This is a genomic window from Pseudomonas sp. LF-5 (assembly GCF_037626295.1).
Lineage (GTDB): Bacteria > Pseudomonadota > Gammaproteobacteria > Pseudomonadales > Pseudomonadaceae > Aquipseudomonas > Aquipseudomonas monsensis.
Genome location: NZ_JARKMT010000003.1, coordinates 50,238 through 69,539, shown reverse-complemented (window position 1 = coordinate 69,539; position 19,302 = coordinate 50,238). Strand labels below are relative to the sequence as shown.

18 protein-coding genes are annotated in these 19,302 nt (G+C 60.9%); 10 read left to right on the top strand and 8 right to left on the bottom strand.

What is annotated here, in order from left to right:
• Positions 1 to 77: 77 nt before the first annotated feature.
• The 5 genes from PseuLF5_RS12325 to PseuLF5_RS12305 all read right to left on the bottom strand — a co-directional run bounded on the left by PseuLF5_RS12325 (position 78) and on the right by PseuLF5_RS12305 (position 4,834).
• Complete coding sequence (locus tag PseuLF5_RS12325) at positions 78 to 2,153, bottom strand: diguanylate cyclase (protein WP_340133645.1); 2,076 nt, start codon at positions 2,151 to 2,153, stop codon at positions 78 to 80.
• The gene (locus PseuLF5_RS12320; RefSeq protein ID WP_123470183.1) at positions 2,150 to 3,028 is read right to left on the bottom strand and encodes an endonuclease/exonuclease/phosphatase family protein; all 879 of its coding nucleotides are present in this window, start codon (positions 3,026 to 3,028) and stop codon (positions 2,150 to 2,152) included. Before PseuLF5_RS12320 ends, PseuLF5_RS12325 begins: the two co-directional genes overlap by 4 nt.
• A 14-nt stretch (positions 3,029 to 3,042) precedes the next feature.
• Positions 3,043 to 3,684 (bottom strand): thiol:disulfide interchange protein DsbA/DsbL, encoded by a 642-nt coding sequence (locus tag PseuLF5_RS12315; protein WP_123470185.1) that lies wholly within the window; start codon positions 3,682 to 3,684, stop codon positions 3,043 to 3,045.
• Between the two features lie 200 nt (positions 3,685 to 3,884).
• Positions 3,885 to 4,496, bottom strand: a complete 612-nt coding sequence (locus tag PseuLF5_RS12310) for a c-type cytochrome (protein ID WP_123470189.1) — start codon at positions 4,494 to 4,496, stop codon at positions 3,885 to 3,887.
• Between the two features lie 32 nt (positions 4,497 to 4,528).
• A complete protein-coding gene (locus PseuLF5_RS12305; protein ID WP_123470191.1) occupies positions 4,529 to 4,834 on the bottom strand; it encodes a c-type cytochrome in 306 nt (101 codons plus the stop codon).
• Between the two features lie 191 nt (positions 4,835 to 5,025).
• Between PseuLF5_RS12305 and yihA the strand changes: the two genes are divergently transcribed.
• Positions 5,026 to 5,667 carry a ribosome biogenesis GTP-binding protein YihA/YsxC gene (yihA, locus tag PseuLF5_RS12300; RefSeq protein ID WP_123470193.1) on the top strand — a complete coding sequence of 214 codons (642 nt, stop codon included), beginning with the start codon at positions 5,026 to 5,028 and terminating at the stop codon, positions 5,665 to 5,667.
• Between the two features lie 328 nt (positions 5,668 to 5,995).
• Here yihA and polA read toward each other — a convergent pair whose 3' ends face one another.
• Positions 5,996 to 8,800 (bottom strand): DNA polymerase I, encoded by a 2,805-nt coding sequence (gene polA / locus PseuLF5_RS12295; protein WP_267795699.1) that lies wholly within the window; start codon positions 8,798 to 8,800, stop codon positions 5,996 to 5,998.
• 74 nt (positions 8,801 to 8,874) lie between these two features.
• On the opposite strand from polA, the gene PseuLF5_RS12290 reads away from it, so the two are divergent.
• Both PseuLF5_RS12290 and PseuLF5_RS12285 read left to right on the top strand, forming a co-directional pair.
• Complete coding sequence (locus PseuLF5_RS12290; RefSeq protein WP_123470197.1) at positions 8,875 to 9,165, top strand: DUF2782 domain-containing protein; 291 nt, start codon at positions 8,875 to 8,877, stop codon at positions 9,163 to 9,165.
• A gap of 60 nt (positions 9,166 to 9,225) precedes the next feature.
• Entirely contained in the window at positions 9,226 to 10,179 is a 954-nt protein-coding gene (locus PseuLF5_RS12285) for a homoserine kinase (protein WP_123470199.1), read from the top strand.
• Between the two features lie 90 nt (positions 10,180 to 10,269).
• Here PseuLF5_RS12285 and PseuLF5_RS12280 read toward each other — a convergent pair whose 3' ends face one another.
• Positions 10,270 to 11,190 carry a zinc ABC transporter substrate-binding protein gene (locus tag PseuLF5_RS12280; RefSeq protein ID WP_128615034.1) on the bottom strand — a complete coding sequence of 307 codons (921 nt, stop codon included), beginning with the start codon at positions 11,188 to 11,190 and terminating at the stop codon, positions 10,270 to 10,272.
• A 66-nt stretch (positions 11,191 to 11,256) separates the two neighbouring features.
• Between PseuLF5_RS12280 and PseuLF5_RS12275 the strand changes: the two genes are divergently transcribed.
• The 4 genes from PseuLF5_RS12275 to PseuLF5_RS12260 are packed head-to-tail and all read left to right on the top strand — an operon-like array spanning position 11,257 to position 14,056.
• Positions 11,257 to 11,739, top strand: a complete 483-nt coding sequence (locus PseuLF5_RS12275) for a Fur family transcriptional regulator (protein WP_123470201.1) — start codon at positions 11,257 to 11,259, stop codon at positions 11,737 to 11,739.
• Positions 11,739 to 12,524 carry a zinc ABC transporter ATP-binding protein ZnuC gene (gene znuC, locus PseuLF5_RS12270; protein ID WP_340133641.1) on the top strand — a complete coding sequence of 262 codons (786 nt, stop codon included), beginning with the start codon at positions 11,739 to 11,741 and terminating at the stop codon, positions 12,522 to 12,524. Before PseuLF5_RS12275 ends, znuC begins: the two co-directional genes overlap by 1 nt.
• On the top strand, positions 12,517 to 13,305 hold the full coding sequence (znuB, locus tag PseuLF5_RS12265; protein ID WP_016986450.1) for a zinc ABC transporter permease subunit ZnuB: 789 nt from the start codon (positions 12,517 to 12,519) through the stop codon (positions 13,303 to 13,305). Before znuC ends, znuB begins: the two co-directional genes overlap by 8 nt.
• A gap of 37 nt (positions 13,306 to 13,342) precedes the next feature.
• Complete coding sequence (locus PseuLF5_RS12260) at positions 13,343 to 14,056, top strand: PA5502 family lipoprotein (protein WP_340133640.1); 714 nt, start codon at positions 13,343 to 13,345, stop codon at positions 14,054 to 14,056.
• 123 nt (positions 14,057 to 14,179) lie between these two features.
• On the opposite strand, the gene katE is transcribed toward PseuLF5_RS12260, so the two are convergent.
• Positions 14,180 to 16,321 carry a catalase HPII gene (gene katE, locus PseuLF5_RS12255; protein WP_340133638.1) on the bottom strand — a complete coding sequence of 714 codons (2,142 nt, stop codon included), beginning with the start codon at positions 16,319 to 16,321 and terminating at the stop codon, positions 14,180 to 14,182.
• 261 nt (positions 16,322 to 16,582) lie between these two features.
• Here katE and PseuLF5_RS12250 point away from each other — a divergent pair, with 261 nt between their 5' ends.
• The 3 genes from PseuLF5_RS12250 to PseuLF5_RS12240 all read left to right on the top strand — a co-directional run bounded on the left by PseuLF5_RS12250 (position 16,583) and on the right by PseuLF5_RS12240 (position 19,160).
• Positions 16,583 to 17,590: a methionine ABC transporter ATP-binding protein gene (locus PseuLF5_RS12250; RefSeq protein ID WP_123470209.1), complete on the top strand. Its 1,008-nt coding sequence runs from the start codon at positions 16,583 to 16,585 to the stop codon at positions 17,588 to 17,590.
• A 5-nt stretch (positions 17,591 to 17,595) separates the two neighbouring features.
• The gene (locus PseuLF5_RS12245) at positions 17,596 to 18,306 is read left to right on the top strand and encodes a methionine ABC transporter permease (RefSeq protein WP_177490549.1); all 711 of its coding nucleotides are present in this window, start codon (positions 17,596 to 17,598) and stop codon (positions 18,304 to 18,306) included.
• Positions 18,307 to 18,386: 80 nt separating this feature from the next.
• Positions 18,387 to 19,160, top strand: coding sequence for a MetQ/NlpA family ABC transporter substrate-binding protein (locus PseuLF5_RS12240; RefSeq protein WP_123470213.1), 774 nt, complete (start codon positions 18,387 to 18,389; stop codon positions 19,158 to 19,160).
• The last annotated feature ends 142 nt before the right edge of the window (positions 19,161 to 19,302 follow it).

Here is a 19,302-nt window from a genome sequence, read left to right as displayed (position 1 = left end):
AATAATGCAACAGTGTAACGTACTGCCCTGTCTCTCGACTGTCAGCGGGCGGATTTAAACAAAATGGAACAATTTGCCTAGCCCAGCTCGACTCGGTTGCGCCCGGCGTTTTTCGCCCGATATAGCGCCTGATCGGCTCTTTTCAGCACCAGATCGCTGTGTTCGCCCGAGCGAAACGTGGTCATCCCCATGGAGATCGTGATGGTTACCCGCTCGCCCTTGAAGTGGAACGGGCAGGCTTCAATCGCCGCGCGCAGATTTTCCAGCAGCTTGGCGCCGACCGCTGACGGCGTGGCCGGCAGCAGCAGGACAAACTCTTCGCCGCCGAAGCGGGCAATAAAGTCGGGGCCACGCAGGCGCTTGCGCAGCACCGTGGCGATGATCTTCAACACTTTGTCGCCCGCGAGGTGGCCGTAGTTGTCGTTGATCCGCTTGAAGTGATCGAGGTCGAGCATCGCCAGGCTCAAGGTGTTGCCATGTTGCTGCCACTGCTTGATCTCATGCTCGAGGCGTTCGCTCCAGGCTGCGCGGTTGGGCAGGCCGGTGAGCGGGTCGATCAGGGCTTTCTGGCGCTGTTCCTCAAGGTGTTCACGGAAACCCTGGGCCTCCTGCTCCATGTGCGCCACGCGTTCGGACAGGCCTTTGAGGCGCGCCGCGACTTCCTGCTCGCGAGCATCGCGCTGCTTCTGGTGCTGATCCATCGTGCCAAGCAGGCCTTCGAGATGGTTCTCCAGCACTTGCTTGAGGTCATCCAGATCCGCCGCTTCCTGCACGCTGGTCTGCAAGCCGTCGACCTGTTCGCGGATCTGCGTGTCCATGGCCCGAGCTGCGGAGCTGTTGTCGGCATGCCCTTCACTGGCCGCCTGCAAGTTGCTCTGGAACGCTTCGAGGCGTTCATTGAGTTGCTGCAGATAGGCTTCGAATTCGTGCTGGCCACTGTCGGTGATTGCCAGCATCAAGGTGGCCAGATCGTCGAGGATCGGGATCAGTTCGTACCAGTTCAACCCGTGTTTGAGCCGCTCGCGCATGGCTTCGGCTTGCGGCCGGTGGCGTTCGGGCAGGGTCAGGTCGTCGAGCAGACCGATCAGGGTTTCTTCGATGTGCCTGGCCACGGAGCTATAGGACGGCTCCGGAGAATCCGGCAGGGCGAAGAGAATGTCGTGTTCGGATTGTTCCGGGTCAATCGCGGCCAGGGCTTGAGCGATGGGCTCGGGCAGGGGCAGGCTGTCGAGGCTCAGCGGTGCCGGATCGCCAGGGTGGATCAGTTCGTCGGGGTTGCAGGTGATCGGGGTGATCGACGTCGCGGCCGGGACTGGCGCGACCAGCGCTTCGGGTCCGGACGCGACGGGCTCGACCTTGACCGCAGCAGGCGTTTCTTCAACGGCGACAGTGGGCGGCACAAAGGCAACCACTTCGGGCTCCTGCCGGAGTTGCGGTGCGGGCGTGTCAGCCTCTGACGCAGACATTGGCGCGGCGAGCGTGGGGGCGCTGGTTGCCGGCTCACTGACAGCAACGGATTCGGCTTGCACGGGTTCCGGTGGGAGTTCTGGAGTGATGGGCGTTTGCACCGCAGGCGCCGTCTGAACCGGCGCAGTGGCTTCTGTGCTTGGTGCTGGCGCCTCTTCGCTGTCGCGGCTGCCGAACAGACGCTGAAACAATCCCGGGCGCCCGGGCTCGGCCGGGTTCTCGAGCTGACTCAACGCCTTGCCCTGCAAACCACTCAGCTCGCTCAGCAGCAGCGGCATCTCCCGCGCCTGGCCGACACGACTGTCCAGTTGTTTGGCGAATTTCTTCAGTGGCTGCGCGACTTCCCGTGGCAACGGCAAAGACTGCAATTGGGTCACCAGAGCGGTGAGGGCGGTGCTGACCTGATCGATGCGGGTTTCCCGGCGTTGCTCGGAATCGAGCACGGCCTTTTCCAGGCGCGGCAACAGGGCGGCAAGGCCGGCATCCATGTCGTCGGTGCGGACCACTTCGCGCATCTCTTTCATGCACTGATCAACGACTTTGTCGGTGCCTTCGGCTGCCAGCGTGCTGCGCACCAGACCGCGACGCAGCAAGTCGAGCCGGGCGGCCCAGCGTCTTTCGAGTTTGTCCTGTTGTTCGATGCTTTTGAGGTACTTCTCTTTCCAGCGCTGGGCTTCGTCGCTCATTCAAGGGTTCCGCGAGGGGCAGGACTCAACGCGGGCAATGCATCGGCCGTGAGCGAACCCGGCAGACGAATCTCTACCGCGACCGGCAGGTGATCGGAAATGGGTTGGGCCAGCACTTCGACCTTTTCCAGGGTCAGGGTCGGGCTGAGCAAAATATGATCAAGGCAACGCTGCGGGCGCCAGCTGGGGAAGGTGGCTTCCAGCTGCGGGGCCAGCAGGCCGAGATCGCGTAGCGGTGAATGTTGTAGCAGATCGCTGGCATGGGTGTTCATGTCACCCATCAATACTTGATGTTTGTAGCCACCGATCAGATCACGAATATAGGCCAGTTGCAGGCTGCGCACCCGCGCGCCGAGGGCCAGGTGCATCATCACCACCACCAGCGCCTCCGGGCCTTCGCCGAAACGCAGCAGGATCGCGCCGCGACCTTTCGGGCCGGGCAGCGGATGGTCTTCGATCGCCCACGGCTTCAGTCGACTGAGCACGCCATTGCTGTGCTGGGCCAGTCGACCGAGGTTGCGATTGAGTTGTTGATACCAGTAGGGGAAGGCGCCGAGGTGCGCCAGGTGTTCGACCTGATTGACGTAGCCAGACCGCAGGCTGCCGCCGTCGGCTTCCTGCAGGGCGACCAGATCGAAATCGCCCAGCAGGTCACCGATCTTCTGCAGATTGCCCGAGCGCCCGGTGTGCGGCAGCAGGTGCTGCCAGCTGCGGGTCAGGTAATGCCGATAACGCTCGGTGCTGATGCCGACCTGGATGTTGAAACTGAGCAAGCGCAAACGCTGGTCTGCGGGCAGGCCCGTGGATGCCAGGTGATGCTCGTTGACCTGCGGGTCATGCAGGCCAACGATGCGTTCGGTCTTCCAGCGGCGCATGGCGATGGCCGCGCTTAGTTGGCAGCAGCCTTGGTTGCCGCTCGCTCTTTGGCGACCAGTTGATCAGCCAGTTTCAGCGCTTGTTCGGCACCGCCGGCGGAGCCGATGTCGAAACGGTATTTGCCGTTGACGATCATGGTTGGCACGCCAGTGATTTCATATTTCTTGGCCAGTTCACGGGCTTTCACGATCTGACCCTTGATGGCGAACGAGTCGAAGGTGGCGAGGAACTTGTCCTTGTCCACGCCTTGAGTGGCGAGGAAGTCAGCCATGTCGTTCTTGTCGGTCAGTTTCTTGTGTTCTTTCTGGATGGCATTGAAAACCGCCGCGTGAACCTTGTGCTCGACACCCATGGCCTCGAGAGTCAGGAACATCTGGCCGTGAGCGTCCCAAGGGCCGCCGAACATGGCTGGAATACGCACGAAGTTGACGTCGGACGGCAGTTTTTCAACCCACGGGTTGATCACCGGTTCAAACGCGTAGCAGTGTGGGCAGCCGTACCAGAACAGCTCGACCACTTCGATCTTGCCAGGCTCTGCAACCGGCACCGGGTTGGCCAGTTCCACGTAAGGGGCGGCAGGGGCTTCGGCGGCCTGGGCGGTCACGCCAAACAGGCTGGCAGCGACGAGAGCGGCGCTGATGATCAGATTACGCATGCTTTACTCCTGGACAATTTTGGTCGCCTCGCGCGACCTGTTTTCAGACAGATCCTGGCGGGCATGAGTTCTGTAGTGTAACGGCAGCGGCCACAAAAAAGGGCGGCCAAAGCCACCCTTTTTATACTTGCTGCGCCGGATTAATCGAGCGTTAACGTTGCAGGAGATGTCCGCCCCGGCCAACGCTCGATTTGAGGCCCTTAGTGCAGGCCCTGAATGTAGCTGGCGACCGCGGCGATGTCTTCGTCGCTCAGTTTGCGGGCGATGGTGCGCATGGTCATGGCGTCGCCGTCGTTGGCACGGCCGCCTTCTTCCTTGCGGAAGTCGGTCAGTTGCTTGGCGATGTATTGAGCGTGCTGGCCACCCAGGTGCGGGAAGCCGGCGGCCGCGTTGCCGGTGCCGTTCGGCGAGTGGCAGCCGGTGCAGGCTGGCAGGCCTTTTTCCAGGTTGCCGCCACGGAACAGGGCTTCACCGCGCGCGACGATCTTCGGATCGGCGGCGCCGACGCTGCCTTTCTGGCTGGCGAAGTAGGCCGCGATGTCGGCCAGGTCCTGGTCGTTCAGGTTGGTCAGCAGGCCGGTCATTTCCAGAACCTGGCGCTTGCCCGACTTGATGTCGTGCAGTTGTTTGGTCAGGTAGCGTTCACCCTGGCCGGCCAGTTTCGGAAAGTTTGGCGCCATGCTGTTCCCGTCCGGGCCATGGCAGGCTCCACATACGGCGGCTTTCGCCTGTCCTGCTGCGGCATCGCCCGCAGCATGGGCCATACCGGAGATTCCCACGGTCAACAGCAGACTCACGATCAATTTGTTCATCAGCTAATCCAACTACGGCTAAGGGTTAAGAGTTATGGACCGGGTTTACTCTCGCTCATCCAGAGGATGATGGCCTGGTAATCCTCGGCACTGCAGTCCATGCACAAACCACGCGGCGGCATCGCCTTGAAACCCTGGGTCACGTGTTGCACCAGCGTCCCCATACCTTTCGCCAACCTCGGCGTCCAAGCATCCTGATCGCCTCTTGCGGGCGCCATGGGTAGTTGGCCGGAATGACAGGCACCACAAACACGGTTGTACACTGCTTCCGGATCCTGTGTAGCCTGTGCGCTGTAAAGCGGCATCAAGACTCCGGCAGCCAGCAGCCATTTCGTCATAAAACGACCTTTTCAGGGTTGAGAGCGTTCTGCGTTCTAATGCGCAATCAAGGTCTGTCGCTCTCGTGAACTTCATCCTTCGCTGGGACAAAGCACACACAAAATCTGCGGCATTATATACTGGCGTCACTGAAACGGAAGCGACACCGCGTTCCGCGCCCAATCCCGGCGCCGCCCACATCGGAAATCCCATGCAACTCAAGAATCCCATCCTCGGCCTGTGCCAACAGTCCACGTTCATGCTCAGTGCCGCCAAAGTCGACCAGTGCCCGGACGACGAAGGCTTTGAAGTGGCTTTCGCCGGTCGCTCCAACGCCGGCAAATCCAGCGCCCTGAACACTTTGACTCACGCCAGCCTGGCGCGCACCTCGAAAACCCCGGGGCGCACACAGCTGTTGAACTTCTTCAAGCTAGACGATGATCGGCGTCTGGTCGACCTGCCGGGCTACGGTTATGCAAAAGTACCGATCCCGCTCAAGCAACACTGGCAGCGTCACCTCGAGGCTTATCTCGGTGGCCGGGAGAGTTTGAAAGGTTTGATTCTGATGATGGACATCCGTCATCCAATGACCGACTTCGACCTGCTGATGCTCGATTGGGCCGTTGCCGCCGGCATGCCGATGCACATTCTGCTGACCAAGGCCGACAAGCTGACCTACGGCGCAGCCAAGAACACCCTGCTCAAGGTGCAGTCGGAAATTCGCAAGGGTTGGGGCGATCTGGTGACGATCCAGCTGTTCTCGGCGCCAAAACGCATGGGCCTGGAAGAGGCCTACACTGTTCTGGCGGGCTGGATGGAACTGGCAGACAAAGGCGCCGAGGCGGCTGAGTAAACAGGGATTGGAAAATTGGCTGTGGTGCCTGCGCGTGCCGCAGCCGATTTTCGGGCAAAAAAAGCCCCGGATTTCATTGGGGAGGGAGAAATTCCGGGGTTTAAGTTCCGAACCGCTAGGGCGGGGTTCAGATATCTGCCAACACTTAACACAACATAGGAGCATCGAAGGGCTTCACCAGCCATTCAGTAACTCTGAGTAGTGTGCTGCAAGATTAGTTCAGATTTTTTTTGAAAAGCTTTGGAATAATCCCAAGTGCTTTTCGAAATAAGCAGGACTTGCCGGGTTTGCCGCCACGTCGTGTCGCGGCAAACCGTCGGTAAATGGCTTAGTGAGCCTCATCCCAATTGTTGCCCACACCCACTTCGACCAGCAGCGGCACATCCAGTTTCGCCGCCTCGCTCATGTGCACGCGAATCTCCGCGCTGACCTGCTCGACCAGATCCTCACGCACCTCCAGCACCAGTTCGTCGTGCACTTGCAGGATGACCTTCGCGTCCAGTCCGGACGACGCCAGCCAGTTATCCACCGCGACCATGGCTTTCTTGATGATGTCGGCGGCCGTGCCCTGCATCGGCGCGTTGATCGCCGTGCGTTCGGCGGCTGCGCGTTCCTGCGGCTTGTTCGAGTTGATCTCCGGCAGGTACAACCGACGACCGAAGAACGTCTCGACATACCCCTGATCCGCCGCCTGGGCGCGGGTGCGATCCATGTACTCGCGAACGCCGGGATAGCGCGCAAAGTAGGTGTCGATGTAGGCCTTGGCGGTCTTGGTGTCGACGCCAATGTCCTTGCCGAGCTTCTGCGCGCCCATGCCATAGATCAAACCGAAGTTGATCGCCTTGGCGCCACGGCGCTGGTCGGAGGTCACTTCATTGAGTTCGACCTTGAACACTTCGGCAGCGGTAGCGGTGTGCACGTCGAGGTTGTTGCGGAAGGCGTTCATCAGGCCTTCGTCTTTGGACAGGTGCGCCATGATCCGCAGTTCGATCTGCGAGTAGTCCGCCGCCAGCAGTTTGTATCCTTTTGGCGCCACGAAAGCCTGGCGGATGCGCCGGCCTTCTGCGGTACGCACCGGAATGTTCTGCAGGTTCGGATCGCTGGAGGACAAGCGGCCGGTGGAAGCCACGGCCTGATGGTACGAGGTGTGGATGCGCCCGGTGCGCGGGTTGATCTGCTCCGGCAGACGATCGGTGTAGGTGCTTTTCAGCTTGCTCATCGAGCGGTGCTCCATCAGCACCTTCGGCAAGCGGTGATCGTCCTCGGCAAGTTTCGCCAGTACTTCCTCGGCGGTGGACGGCTGGCCCTTGGCGGTTTTTTTCAGCACCGGCAGGCCGAGTTTTTCGTAAAGGATCACGCCCAGCTGCTTCGGCGAGCCGAGGTTGAATTCTTCGCCGGCGATCTCGAACGCTTCGCGCTCCAGCGCGACCATCTTGTTGCCCAGCTCGATGCTCTGGATACCGAGCAGCTCGGCGTCGACAAACGCGCCCTGGCGTTCGATGCGCGCCAGCACTGGCACCAGTGGCATCTCGATGTCGGTCAGCACGCTGGCCAGGCTCGGGATCGCGCTGAGTTTTTCAAACAGGGTCTGGTGCAGCCGCAAGGTGATGTCGGCGTCTTCGGCGGCATACGGCCCGGCCTGTTCCAGGGCGATCTGGTCGAAGGTCAGTTGCTTGGCGCCTTTGCCGGCGATGTCCTGGAAGCTCACGGTGGTGTGGTCCAGGTACTTCTGCGCGAGGCTGTCCATGTCGTGGCGGGTGGCGGTGGAGTTGAGCACGTAGGACTCAAGCATGGTGTCGAAGGCAATCCCGCGCACGTGGATGCCCTGGCTCTGATCGCCGCCGATGGCGCAGTTGGCCAGGATATTCATGTCGAATTTGGCGTGTTGGCCGACCTTGAGTTTGTTCGGGTCTTCCAGAATCGGCTTGAGCGCGCGCAGCACGGTGTCGCGATCCAGTTGCTCCGGTACACCGATGTAAGAGTGGGTCAGCGGGATGTACGCCGCTTCGTTGGCCTGCACGGCGAACGACAGGCCGACCAGTTGCGCCTGTTGCGCGTCGATGCCGGTGGTTTCGGTGTCGAAGGCGAACAGCCTGGCGTTGTTCAGTTTTTCCAGCCAGACGTCGAAACGCGCCTGATCGAGGATGGTTTCGTAGGCAGCTTCGACGGGAGCGACAGGCGCTTCTTCCGCTGGCGCGCTGAACAGATCGCCGGCCGGCGCAGGCTCGGCAGCAGCGCTCAGTTCCTGACGCTTGGCGTCGCGATCCAGATCATTGATCCAGCTTTTGAATTCCAGCAGCGAGTACAGCTCGTAGAGCTTGGCCGGGTCTTCGGCGCCCATCTGCAAATCATCGAGTTCAACGTCCAGCGGCACATCGACCTTGATGGTCGCCAGTTGATAGGAGAGAAACGCCATCTCCTTGTGCTCTTCGAGCTTGGCCGGCAGGGTCTTGGCCCCGCGAATCGGCAGGGTCGGGACGATGTCGAGGTTTGCGTAGAGCTCGGTCAGGCCGCCGTTAACGCCCACCAGCAGGCCGGACGCAGTCTTCGGGCCGATGCCGGGAACGCCGGGGATGTTGTCGGAAGAATCGCCCATCAGTGCCAGATAATCGATGATCTGCTCCGGAGCGACGCCGAATTTCTCCTTCACGCCCTCTACGTCCATCGAGCTACCGGACATGGTGTTGACCAAGGTAATGTGGCCGTCGACCAGTTGCGCCATGTCCTTGTCGCCGGTGGAGATGATCACCGGGCGATCCGCCGCCGCACTGCTGCGGGCGAGGGTGCCGATCACGTCGTCAGCCTCGACGCCTTCCACGCACAGCAGCGGGAAGCCGAGGGCGATCACGCTCTGGTGCAGCGGCTCGATCTGCACGCGCATGTCGTCGGGCATGCTTGGGCGGTTGGCCTTGTATTCGGCGTACATCTCATCGCGAAACGTCCCGCCCTTGGCGTCGAAGACCACGGCGAACGGGCTGTCCGGGTACTGCTTGCGCAGACTCTTGAGCATGTTCAGCACACCTTTGACCGCGCCGGTCGGCAGGCCTTTGGAGGTGGTCAGCGGTGGCAGTGCGTGGAAAGCACGGTACAGGTAAGACGAACCGTCCACCAGGACGAGGGGGGCTTGGCTCATGAGCAGAATCAACCTTTTCGGCGGGCCCGGCGCTAGAATAGCGGGACCGTTGACGACAAAGGGACAAGGTTATCATGCGTACGTTAAATCGCTTGCTGCTGGTCAGTTTGATTGCTGTCTCACCGCTGGTTGCGATCGCGGCGGATGATGCGCCGTCAGCGGACCCGGAAGTCACCATCCGTACCGAGGGTGACAAGACCATCCAGGAGTACCGTCAGAACGGTTTCCTGTATGCGATCAAGGTCACCAAGAAAGGATTCCCGCCCTATTTTCTGGTGCGTGCGGACGGTACCGATGCAAACTTCATCCGCTCGGATCAGCCGGATATGCTGATTCCGTCGTGGAAGATTTTCGAATGGAAGTAGTCTCTTAACTTTAATCGGCGCCGCTGTGCTGGCGGCGCCCGAACTGAGCAGTTTTTAACCATGTCTGTGTTCACCCCCCTGGCTCGGCCCGAGCTGGAAACCTTTCTCGCCCCTTACGGGCTTGGCCGTCTGCTTGATTTCCAGGGGATTGCCGCCGGCAGTGAAAACACCAATTTCTTTATCAGCCTGGAGCAGGGCGAGTTCGTCCTGACCCTGGTCGAGCGTGGCCCTGTGCAGGAAATGCCGTTCTTCATCGACTTGCTCGACGTCCTGCACGAGGCCGATCTGCCGGTGCCTTACGCACTGCGCACCACCGACGGCGTGGCGCTGCGTGAGCTGAAGGGCAAGCCGGCGCTGTTGCAGCCACGTCTGTCGGGCAAGCACATCAAGGTCGCCAACGCGCAGCATTGCGCGCAGGTCGGCGAGTTGCAGGCACATCTGCACCTGGCGACCCAGGGCGAGCGCATGATCAAGCGCAAGACCGATCGTGGCCTGGACTGGATGCTGGAGGAGGGCACCGAATTTCTCTCGCACCTGAGCGATGCGCCGCGTGCGCTGCTGCACAAGGCGCTGGATGAAATCACCGTGCAGAAAGAGCGGATTCTCGCCTTGCCTCGGGCGAATATTCACGCCGACCTGTTCCGCGATAACGCGATGTTCGAAGGCACGCACCTGACCGGGCTGATCGACTTCTACAACGCCTGCTCGGGGCCGATGCTGTACGACGTGGCGATTGCCTTGAATGACTGGTGTTCGGACGAGGACGGCCTGATCGATGGCCCGCGAGCTCGGGCATTTCTTGGCGCTTATGCCGCGTTGCGACCATTCACGGCGGCGGAAGCTGAGTTGTGGCCGACCCTGCTGCGCGTGGCGTGTGTGCGGTTCTGGCTGTCGCGATTGATCGCGGCGGAGCAGTTTGCCGGGCAGGACGTGCTGATTCACGATCCCAAGGAGTTCGAGCAGCGCTTGGCGCAGCGGCAGCAGGTCAATACACCGTTGCCTTTTGCCCTTTAAAAACTTCGCGAGCAGGCTCGCTCCCCCAGGGTTTCGGCGATCCTGTGGGAGCGAGCCTGCTCGCGAATGGGGGCAATACCGATGCCGGTGTTACAGCGATTCCAGGCACCCTGCCAGATCATTGCCCAGCTTCTCCAGCACTTGCTCATAGCCTTGAGCCGTCGCCGGGGTGTATCCGCCCAGCGCATCCAGCTCCGCCAGTTTCACTGGCAGGCCGGCCACCAAAGTCTCGGCCAGACGCGGACGCAATGGCGGCTCACTGAACACACAAGTCTTGCCCACTTCCTGCAAGCGCTTGCGCATCGCCGCAACATGCTGCGCACCGGGCTGCACTTCGGCGGCTACGCTGAACACACCGGCATGCTTCAGGCCATAAGCTTCTTCAAAGTAATCAAACGCCTCGTGAAAGACGAAGTACGGCTTGCCTTCAACGCTGGCCAGACGCTTCTTCAAACGCTGATCCAATGCATCCAGACGCTCATCAAACGCCTTGGCGTTGCTCTGATAGCGCTCGGCGTTGGCCGGATCGGCAGCGCTCAAGTCAGCGGCCATTTTCTCGGCAATGACCCGCGCGTTGACCGGCGCTAACCACAAATGCGCGTCCAGCGTGCCCGGGCGGTGATCGTGATCATGCTCGTCGGCGTCTTCGGCGTGGGAGTGGCTGTCCTCGGCGAAACGACGCAGTTTCATGCCCGGCAGGTCCTGCACCGCCACGCTCGGCAGGGTTCGCCCGTTCAGTACACGCGGCAGGAAACCTTCCATGTCCGGGCCGATCCAGTACAGCAGATCGACTGATTGCACCTTGCGCACGTCGGACGGGCGCAGCGCGTAGTTATGCGGCGAAGCACCCGGCGGCAGCAGCACCTCCGGGATGGCCACACCGTCCTGCACTGCCGCAGCAATCAGTTGCAACGGTTTGATGCTGGTGAGGACCTTGACCTCGGCCTGAGCCGAACCGATCAGCAGAAAACTGGCGACAAACGCCACAAAAACAGAAAAAAGTCGGGACACGATGACCACTCAATGAGGCGAGAACGGGTAACATAATAACGTCTCTATCAAAACTCGTCGCCGCCCATGCCTATTACACCGATTGCCAGCCGTCCCCACGACCACTCTCATTGCGTGCACAGCGCACTGACCGAGGCCGATGCCTTGTGCGCCCAGAAAGGCTTGCGCCTGACCGCGTTGCGCCGCCGGGTGCTGGAACTGGTGTGGCAGAGCCACAAGCCGCTGGGCGCCTACGACATTCTCGCGGTGTTGAGCGAGCAGGACGGCCGTCGCGCCGCACCGCCGACCGTGTATCGCGCGCTGGATTTCCTTTTGGAAAACGGCCTGGTGCACCGTATCTCCTCGCTCAACGCCTTCGTTGGCTGTGTGCATCCGGAACACGCGCATCAGGGCCAGTTCCTGATCTGCCGCGACTGCCACGCGGCGATCGAACTTGAACAAAAAGTGATCAGCGACGCGATTATCAACAGCGCCAGGGATGTCGGTTTCATCGTCGAAACCCAGACCGTCGAAGTGGTCGGCCTGTGCTCCGGTTGCCAGGGGGCTTGATGAGCAACGCGCTGATCCGTCTGGAACAGGTCGCTGTCACGTTTGCCGGACAGACGGTGCTGGACAATATCGAACTGAGCGTCGAACCGGGGCAGATTGTCACCCTGATCGGCCCTAACGGTGCCGGCAAGACCACGCTGGTGCGCGCCGTGCTCGGTTTGCTCAAACCGGACAGCGGCAGCGTCTGGCGCAAGCCCAAGCTGCGCGTCGGTTACATGCCGCAAAAACTCCACGTCGATCCGACCTTGCCGCTCTCGGTGCTGCGCTTTTTGCGCCTGGTGCCGGGCGTTGATCGTCCGCGTGCGTTGGCCGCGTTGAAAGAAGTCGGCGCCGAACACGTCATCGACAGCCCGGTACAAAGCGTTTCTGGTGGCGAAATGCAGCGCGTGCTGCTCGCTCGAGCGTTGCTGCGCGAGCCTGAGTTGCTGGTGCTCGATGAGCCGGTGCAAGGCGTCGATGTTGCCGGCCAAGCCGAGCTGTACAGTCTGATTACCCGGCTGCGCGACCGTCACGGCTGCGGCGTATTGATGGTGTCCCACGATTTGCATCTGGTCATGAGCACCACCGACCAGGTGGTCTGCCTCAACCGTCATGTCTGCTGCTCCGGGCATCCCGAGCAGGTCAGCGGCGATCCGGCGTTCGTCGAGCTGTTCGGCAAGAATGCGCCGAGCCTGGCGATCTATCACCACCATCACGACCACGCCCACGACCTGCACGGTTCGGTGGTCAAGGCGCCCGATGCGGGCCACACCCACGTTCACGGAGACCACTGCAAGCATGGCTGATTTTCTGTTGTATGCCCTGCTTGCAGGTCTGGCGCTGGCGCTGGTCGCGGGTCCGCTTGGTTCGTTCGTGGTCTGGCGGCGCATGGCGTATTTCGGCGACACCTTGTCCCACGCCGCACTGCTCGGTGTGGCGCTCGGCTTTCTTCTGGATGTCAGCCCGACGGTGGCGGTGACGGTCGGTTGCCTGTTGTTGGCGGTTTTGCTGGTGACCTTGCAACAGCGCCAGCCGCTGGCGTCCGACACGCTGTTGGGAATTCTCGCGCCGAGCACGCTCTCTCTCGGCCTGGTGGTACTAAGCTTCATGCATGAAGTGCGGATCGACCTGATGGCCTATCTGTTCGGTGACCTGCTGGCGATCAGTCCGACCGATCTGGCGTGGATCCTCGGTGGCAGCGCGGCGGTGCTGGTGTTGCTGGTGACGCTGTGGCGGCCATTGCTGGCGATCACCGTGCATGAAGAATTGGCCAAAGTCGAAGGCCTGCCGGTGGCGGGCCTGCGTATGGCGTTGATGCTGTTGATCGCGGTAGTGATTGCGGTGGCGATGAAAATCGTCGGGGTGTTGCTGATCACCTCGCTGCTGATCATCCCGGCCGCTGCGGCACAACGTCACGCCCGCTCGCCGGAGCAGATGGCGCTGGGCGCGAGCCTGCTGGGCATGCTCGCCGTGTGTGGCGGGCTGGCGCTGTCGTGGTTCAAGGACACCCCGGCCGGGCCGTCAATCGTTGTGACGGCGGCCGCACTGTTTCTGCTGAGTTTTGTTCTGCCCCGTCGAGGGGTGTAGACTTGCTCGCTTTTTGCGCAATTAGAGAGTCGCAGGAATGAAGCCGTTCGCCTCCCGTTATCTGCTCCTTGTCGCATTTTCCGTGCTGCTGGGCGCCTGCCAAAGCACGCCGCCGGTGGCTGAAGTCCCCGACGCGCGGGCCGCGGCCATCGCACAGCTGGAGCAAAGCCTGGCCAGCAGCGAACTGGCCACCGCCGAAGACCAATTGGCCGCCTTGCAGGCACAGAGCCCCAACGATCAGTCCCTTGAGCAATACCAGCGGCAGTTGGCCGAAGCCTATCTGCGCCGTAGTCAGATCGTGTTGCAGAAAGGCGACGTGAATGCCGCCGCCACTGCGCTGAGCCGTGCCCGCGCCCTGATGCCCAAGGCTCCGGCGCTGACCGGTGGAGTCAACGGCGCCATCACCGAAGCCCGCAAAGCCGAGCTGGAAAAAGCTGAAGCCGCACTGCTCGCTGCCGAAGCCAAACCGAAAGCCAAGGTGATCGACCCGACCGCCGAGAGCACCACGGTGGCGCTGAACATCACCGATAGCCGCAAACTTCGCCGGCAATTGGATGCGATCGCCGCTGATGTGGTGAATTATGAGTGTGGGGTGACCATTCAGGCGCCGCGTACCGATGACTATCCGTGGCTGGCGACTCTGCTGACCAAGCGGGTGAAGAAGTTGAACCCGGATTTTGATCTGAAGATTGTGAAGCAAACTCTGCGCACAGTACCGGCGCAGATGGTCTTGAGTCCGCGTAAACCTTAAAAGCTTCGCGAGCAAGCTCGCTCCCACATTTGATCTTGGGCCTGACACAAAATCTGTGTTCACCAGAGATCCCTTGTGGGAGCGAGCTTGCTCGCGAAAGCGTCCTTTCAGCCAACGAAGCTTTTAAGCCGGAATGGCTTTCGCCTTAGGCTCCCGCGCCCAAACCCGATGCTGCCCGATCGCGGCAAAGAACGGTTTGGTCAACGCTTTCACATCCTTGCCCTGCAGCAACCCTGCATCCGCTTCCAGCTTCAGCAGATCCTGCAACTGTTCGGCCTCGCCGTGCAGCGCAATCGCTTTCAGATGCTTGTACGCCTCCAGCAGGTAATGCAACGCCACGCCATCGCCGCTCAACGCCTTGATTGACGCCGCGCCACCTGGCACGAACACCGCATCGAAGATCACCGAAGGCATGCCTTCCATTGATGCATCCACCGCCAGGGTTTTGCCGTCGGCAGTCTTCACCGGCGCCGAGGTCGGACCGAGCAATTTGGCGTGTGCACCTTCAGCCGCCAAGGCCTTTTTCATCGCATCAATCGCCGCACTATCGACGCCGTTGGCGGCAAGGATCGCCACTTTGCGGGTCTTGATGTTTTCTGGCAGCAGATTGGCCTGGCTCAGCGCTGGCGAATGATCGAACGAGGTTTTGCGCACCTCGACCGTGCCTTTGCCCGGCGCCGGCAGGCCCAGATTGGCCGCGACGCGTTTAGCCAGTTCCAGGTCGATGTTGGCGAGAATCTCGTTCACCTGCCGCGCGCGGATGAACTCCCGTTCAACCTTGCCCAGTTCGAAGCTGTAGGCGGCGATGATGTGTTCCTTCTCGTGCTCACTCATGCTGTTGAAGAACAGCCGCGCCTGGGAGAAGTGGTCGCTGAACGATTCGCTGCGCTGGCGGATCTTGTTCGCGTCGATGCGTTCCGGGTAGCTCTCGAAGCCACCGTCCTGCGCCGCCGGCGGGGTTTCTTTCGGCCAGCCGCCATCAATCGAGTTTGGTTCGTAGGATGCACGACCCTTGTCGATCACCGTGCGGTGCTGCGCGTCGCGCTGACCGTTGTGGAACGGTGCCACCGGGCGGTTGATCGGCAGCTCATGAAAATTCGGCCCGCCGAGTCGGCTGATTTGCGTGTCGGTGTAGGAAAACAGTCGACCTTGCAGCAGCGGATCGTTGGAGAAGTCGATGCCGGGCACGATGTGGCCTGGGCAAAACGCGACCTGCTCGGTCTCGGCAAAGAAGTTGTCCGGGTTACGGTTGAGGGTCATCTTGCCCAGCGGGGTGATCGGCACGATTTCTTCGGGGATCAGTTTGGTCGGGTCGAGGATGTCGAAATCGAAGTCGTGCTCGTTTTCCTCCTCAATGATCTGTACACCCAGCTCCCATTCCGGGTAATCGCCCATCTCGATGGCTTCCCAGAGGTCGCGACGGTGGTAGTCGGTGTCTTTACCGGCGAGTTTCTGCGCCTCGTCCCACACCAGTGAGCAGGTGCCGGCGGTAGGGCGCCAGTGGAATTTGACGAAGCGCGATTTGCCCTCGGCGTTGACCAGGCGGAAGGTGTGCACGCCAAAGCCCTGCATGCTGCGCAGGCTTTTCGGGATCGCCCGGTCGGACATCGCCCAGATGACCATGTGCGCCGATTCCGGCACCAGGGATACGAAGTCCCAGAACGTGTCGTGAGCCGAGCCACCGGTGGGGATTTCATTGTGCGGCTCGGGTTTCACCGCGTGGACGAAGTCGGGGAACTTGATTGCGTCCTGAATGAAAAACACCGGCATGTTGTTGCCGACCAGGTCGAAATTGCCTTCGTCGGTGAAGAACTTCACCGCGAAACCACGCACGTCACGCACGGTATCGCCGGAGCCGCGTGGCCCCTGTACGGTGGAAAAACGCACGAACACCGGGGTTTTTTTCCCCGGATCCTGCAGGAAACCGGCCTTGGTCAGTGTCGAATGGTTCTCGTAGGCCTGAAAGAAACCATGCGCGCCAGTGCCGCGGGCGTGGACGATACGCTCCGGGATTCGCTCATGGTCAAAGTGCGTGATTTTCTCACGCATGATGAAGTCTTCCAGCAGCGACGGCCCGCGCGGGCCGGCCTTCAGGGTGTTCTGGTTGTCGGCGACCTTCACCCCCTGGTTGGTGCGCAGGGCCTGGCCGGTGGCGTCGGAACGAAAGGTCTCCAGGCTGTCGAGTTTGGCGTTGGTGTTGGCGCGATCCTTGGTATCGGATCCGGCCATCTGGCTTTTGTCGGTCGTAGGTTTCTTGCTGCTCATCAGACGTAAACTCCTCGATTGACCCCGATAAGTGCGGGGACTCTTGAGTGGTTCCCGGGCACGGCACCCAGGGTTTTCAAGTCGCTTACCTAATGACTGACGAGGGTTTTGGGCGTTCCTTTTTTATGACCTTTGATCTTGTTATTGCCAAATCGAAGGTTAATTGCGAAATAAATGCTAAGAACCTCTATACGGACAGGCTAAAATGCGCGCCCGGCTAACCGCTGATCCTTTTCTAACGCGCCCCACAAGGTTCGCTACGTGATCGAGTTTCAAAACGTCCACAAAACTTACCGCGTCGCCGGTAAGGACATTCCCGCCCTGCACCCGACCAGTCTTGCGATTGAAAACGGTCAGGTGTTCGGCCTGATCGGCCATTCCGGTGCGGGAAAAAGTACCCTGCTGCGTCTGATCAATCGCCTGGAAGACTCCAGCGGCGGCAAGATTTTCGTCGACGGCGAAGAAGTCACCGCGCTGGACGCCAACGGCCTGCGCCGTTTCCGCCAGCAAGTCGGGATGATCTTCCAGCACTTCAACCTGCTCGCCTCCAAGACCGTAGCCGACAACGTCGCGCTGCCGCTGACCCTGGCCGGCGAACTGTCGACCAGCGAGATCAATCAGCGCGTCGCCGAGTTGCTGGCGCGGGTCGGCCTGTCCGATCACGCCAAGAAGTACCCGGCACAATTGTCCGGCGGCCAGAAGCAGCGCGTCGGCATCGCCCGCGCCCTGGCGACCAAGCCGAAAATTCTGCTGTGCGACGAGGCTACCAGCGCCCTTGACCCGCAGACCACCGCGTCGGTCCTGCAACTGCTGGCCGAGATCAACCGCGAGCTGAAACTGACCATCGTCCTGATCACCCACGAGATGGACGTGATCCGTCGCGTCTGCGACCAAGTGGCGGTAATGGATGCTGGCGTGATCGTCGAGCAAGGCTCGGTGGCCGATGTGTTCCTGCATCCGCAGCACCCGACCACCAAGCGTTTTGTGCAGGAAAGCGAGCAGATCGACGAAAACGAGCAGCGTGATGACTTCGCTCACGTGCCGGGTCGCATCGTGCGCCTGACCTTCCAGGGCGAAGCGACTTACGCGCCGTTGCTCGGTACCGTCGCCCGGGAAACCGGGGTCGACTACAGCATCCTCGCCGGTCGCATCGACCGCATCAAAGACATTCCTTACGGGCAATTGACCCTCGCCGTCACCGGTGGCGACATGGAAGCGGCCTTCGCCCGTTTCGCCGCCGCTGACGTTCACATGGAGGTGCTGCGTTAATGGAAATGTACGACGCTGCAATCAAGAACTACGACGCCGCAGTAGAAGCCATCAAGCTGTTCTTCCAGAACATCGACTGGCTGGAAATCGGCCTGGCCACCAACGACACCATGATGATGCTCGGTGGTTCGCTGTTGTTCACCGTTCTGCTCGGCCTGCCGCTGGGTGTGCTGCTGTTTCTCTGCAGCCCGCGCCAGTTGCTGGAAAACCGGGTGGTCTACGCGATCATGTCGCTGGCGGTGAACATCCTGCGCTCGCTGCCGTTCATCATTCTGTTGATCGTGATGATCCCGTTCACCGTGATGATCACCGGCACCTCGCTGGGCGTGGCCGGGGCGATTCCGCCGTTGGTAGTGGGGGCGACTCCGTTCTTCGCGCGTCTGGTGGAAACCGCACTGCGTGAAGTTGACCGCGGCATCATCGAAGCCACTCAGTCGATGGGCGCGACCACCCGGCAGATCATCATGAACGCCTTGCTGCCAGAGGCCCGTCCGGGCATTTTCGCGGCGATTACGGTGACGGCGATTACACTGGTGTCCTACACGGCGATGGCCGGTGTGGTCGGCGCCGGGGGTCTGGGTGACCTGGCGATCCGTTTCGGCTACCAGCGTTTCCAGACTGACGTGATGATCGTCACCGTGGTGTTGCTGCTGATTCTGGTGCAAGTGCTGCAAATGGTCGGTGATCGACTGGTCGTGCATTTTTCGCGCAAATAACCGGTTTTTTGTAAATCAAGAGATGAGCCGGCCATTCGCTGGCAGGCGCCACACGGGCGCTTTGAAAAGGAGTTAGCTGAATGAAAAAACTGATCGCTGCTTTCGCTGCCGTAGCCGCTTTTTCGGCCCACGCTGCAGAAACCCTGACCGTTGCCGCCACCCCGGTGCCGCACGCGGAAATCCTCGAGTTCGTGAAACCGGCGCTGGCCAAGGAAGGCGTGGATCTGAAGGTCAAGGTGTTCACCGACTACATTCAGCCCAACGTACAGGTCGCCGAAAAGCGTCTGGACGCTAACTTCTTCCAGCACCAGCCGTACCTCGACGAGTTCAACAAGGCCAAGGGCACCAGCCTGGTTGCTGTGACCGGCGTGCACCTGGAGCCATTGGGTGCGTACTCGAACAAGTACAAGAAGCTTGATGAACTGCCAAGCGGCGCCAACGTGGTAATCCCGAACGACGCCACCAACGGCGGCCGTGCGCTGTTGCTGCTGGACAAGGCGGGCGTGATCAAGCTGAAGGATTCGAAGAACATTCTGTCGACTGTCAAAGACATCGCCGAGAACCCGAAAGACCTGAAGATCCGTGAACTGGAAGCCGCGACCATCCCGCGCGTGCTGACCCAGGTCGATCTGGCGCTGATCAACACCAACTACGCGCTGGAAGCCAAGCTCGATCCATCCAAGGATGCGCTGGTGATCGAAGGCAACGACTCGCCTTACGTGAACATCCTGGTGTCCCGTGCGGACAACAAGGACAGCGACGCGATGCAGAAACTGGCGGCTGCCCTGCATAGCCCGGAAGTGAAGAAGTTCATTACCGAGAAGTACAAAGGCGCGGTATTGCCGGCGTTCTGATTTAGATTGCTGCAACGAAAAAGGGGACGCCATGAGCGTCCCCTTTTTTGTGTCTGGCTTTGGACCTGCTGTGAAGCTTCCCCTCACCCCAGCCCTCCCGAAACGTCGGACCGCCCAGAGGGAGAGGGGGCCGATCTTCAAG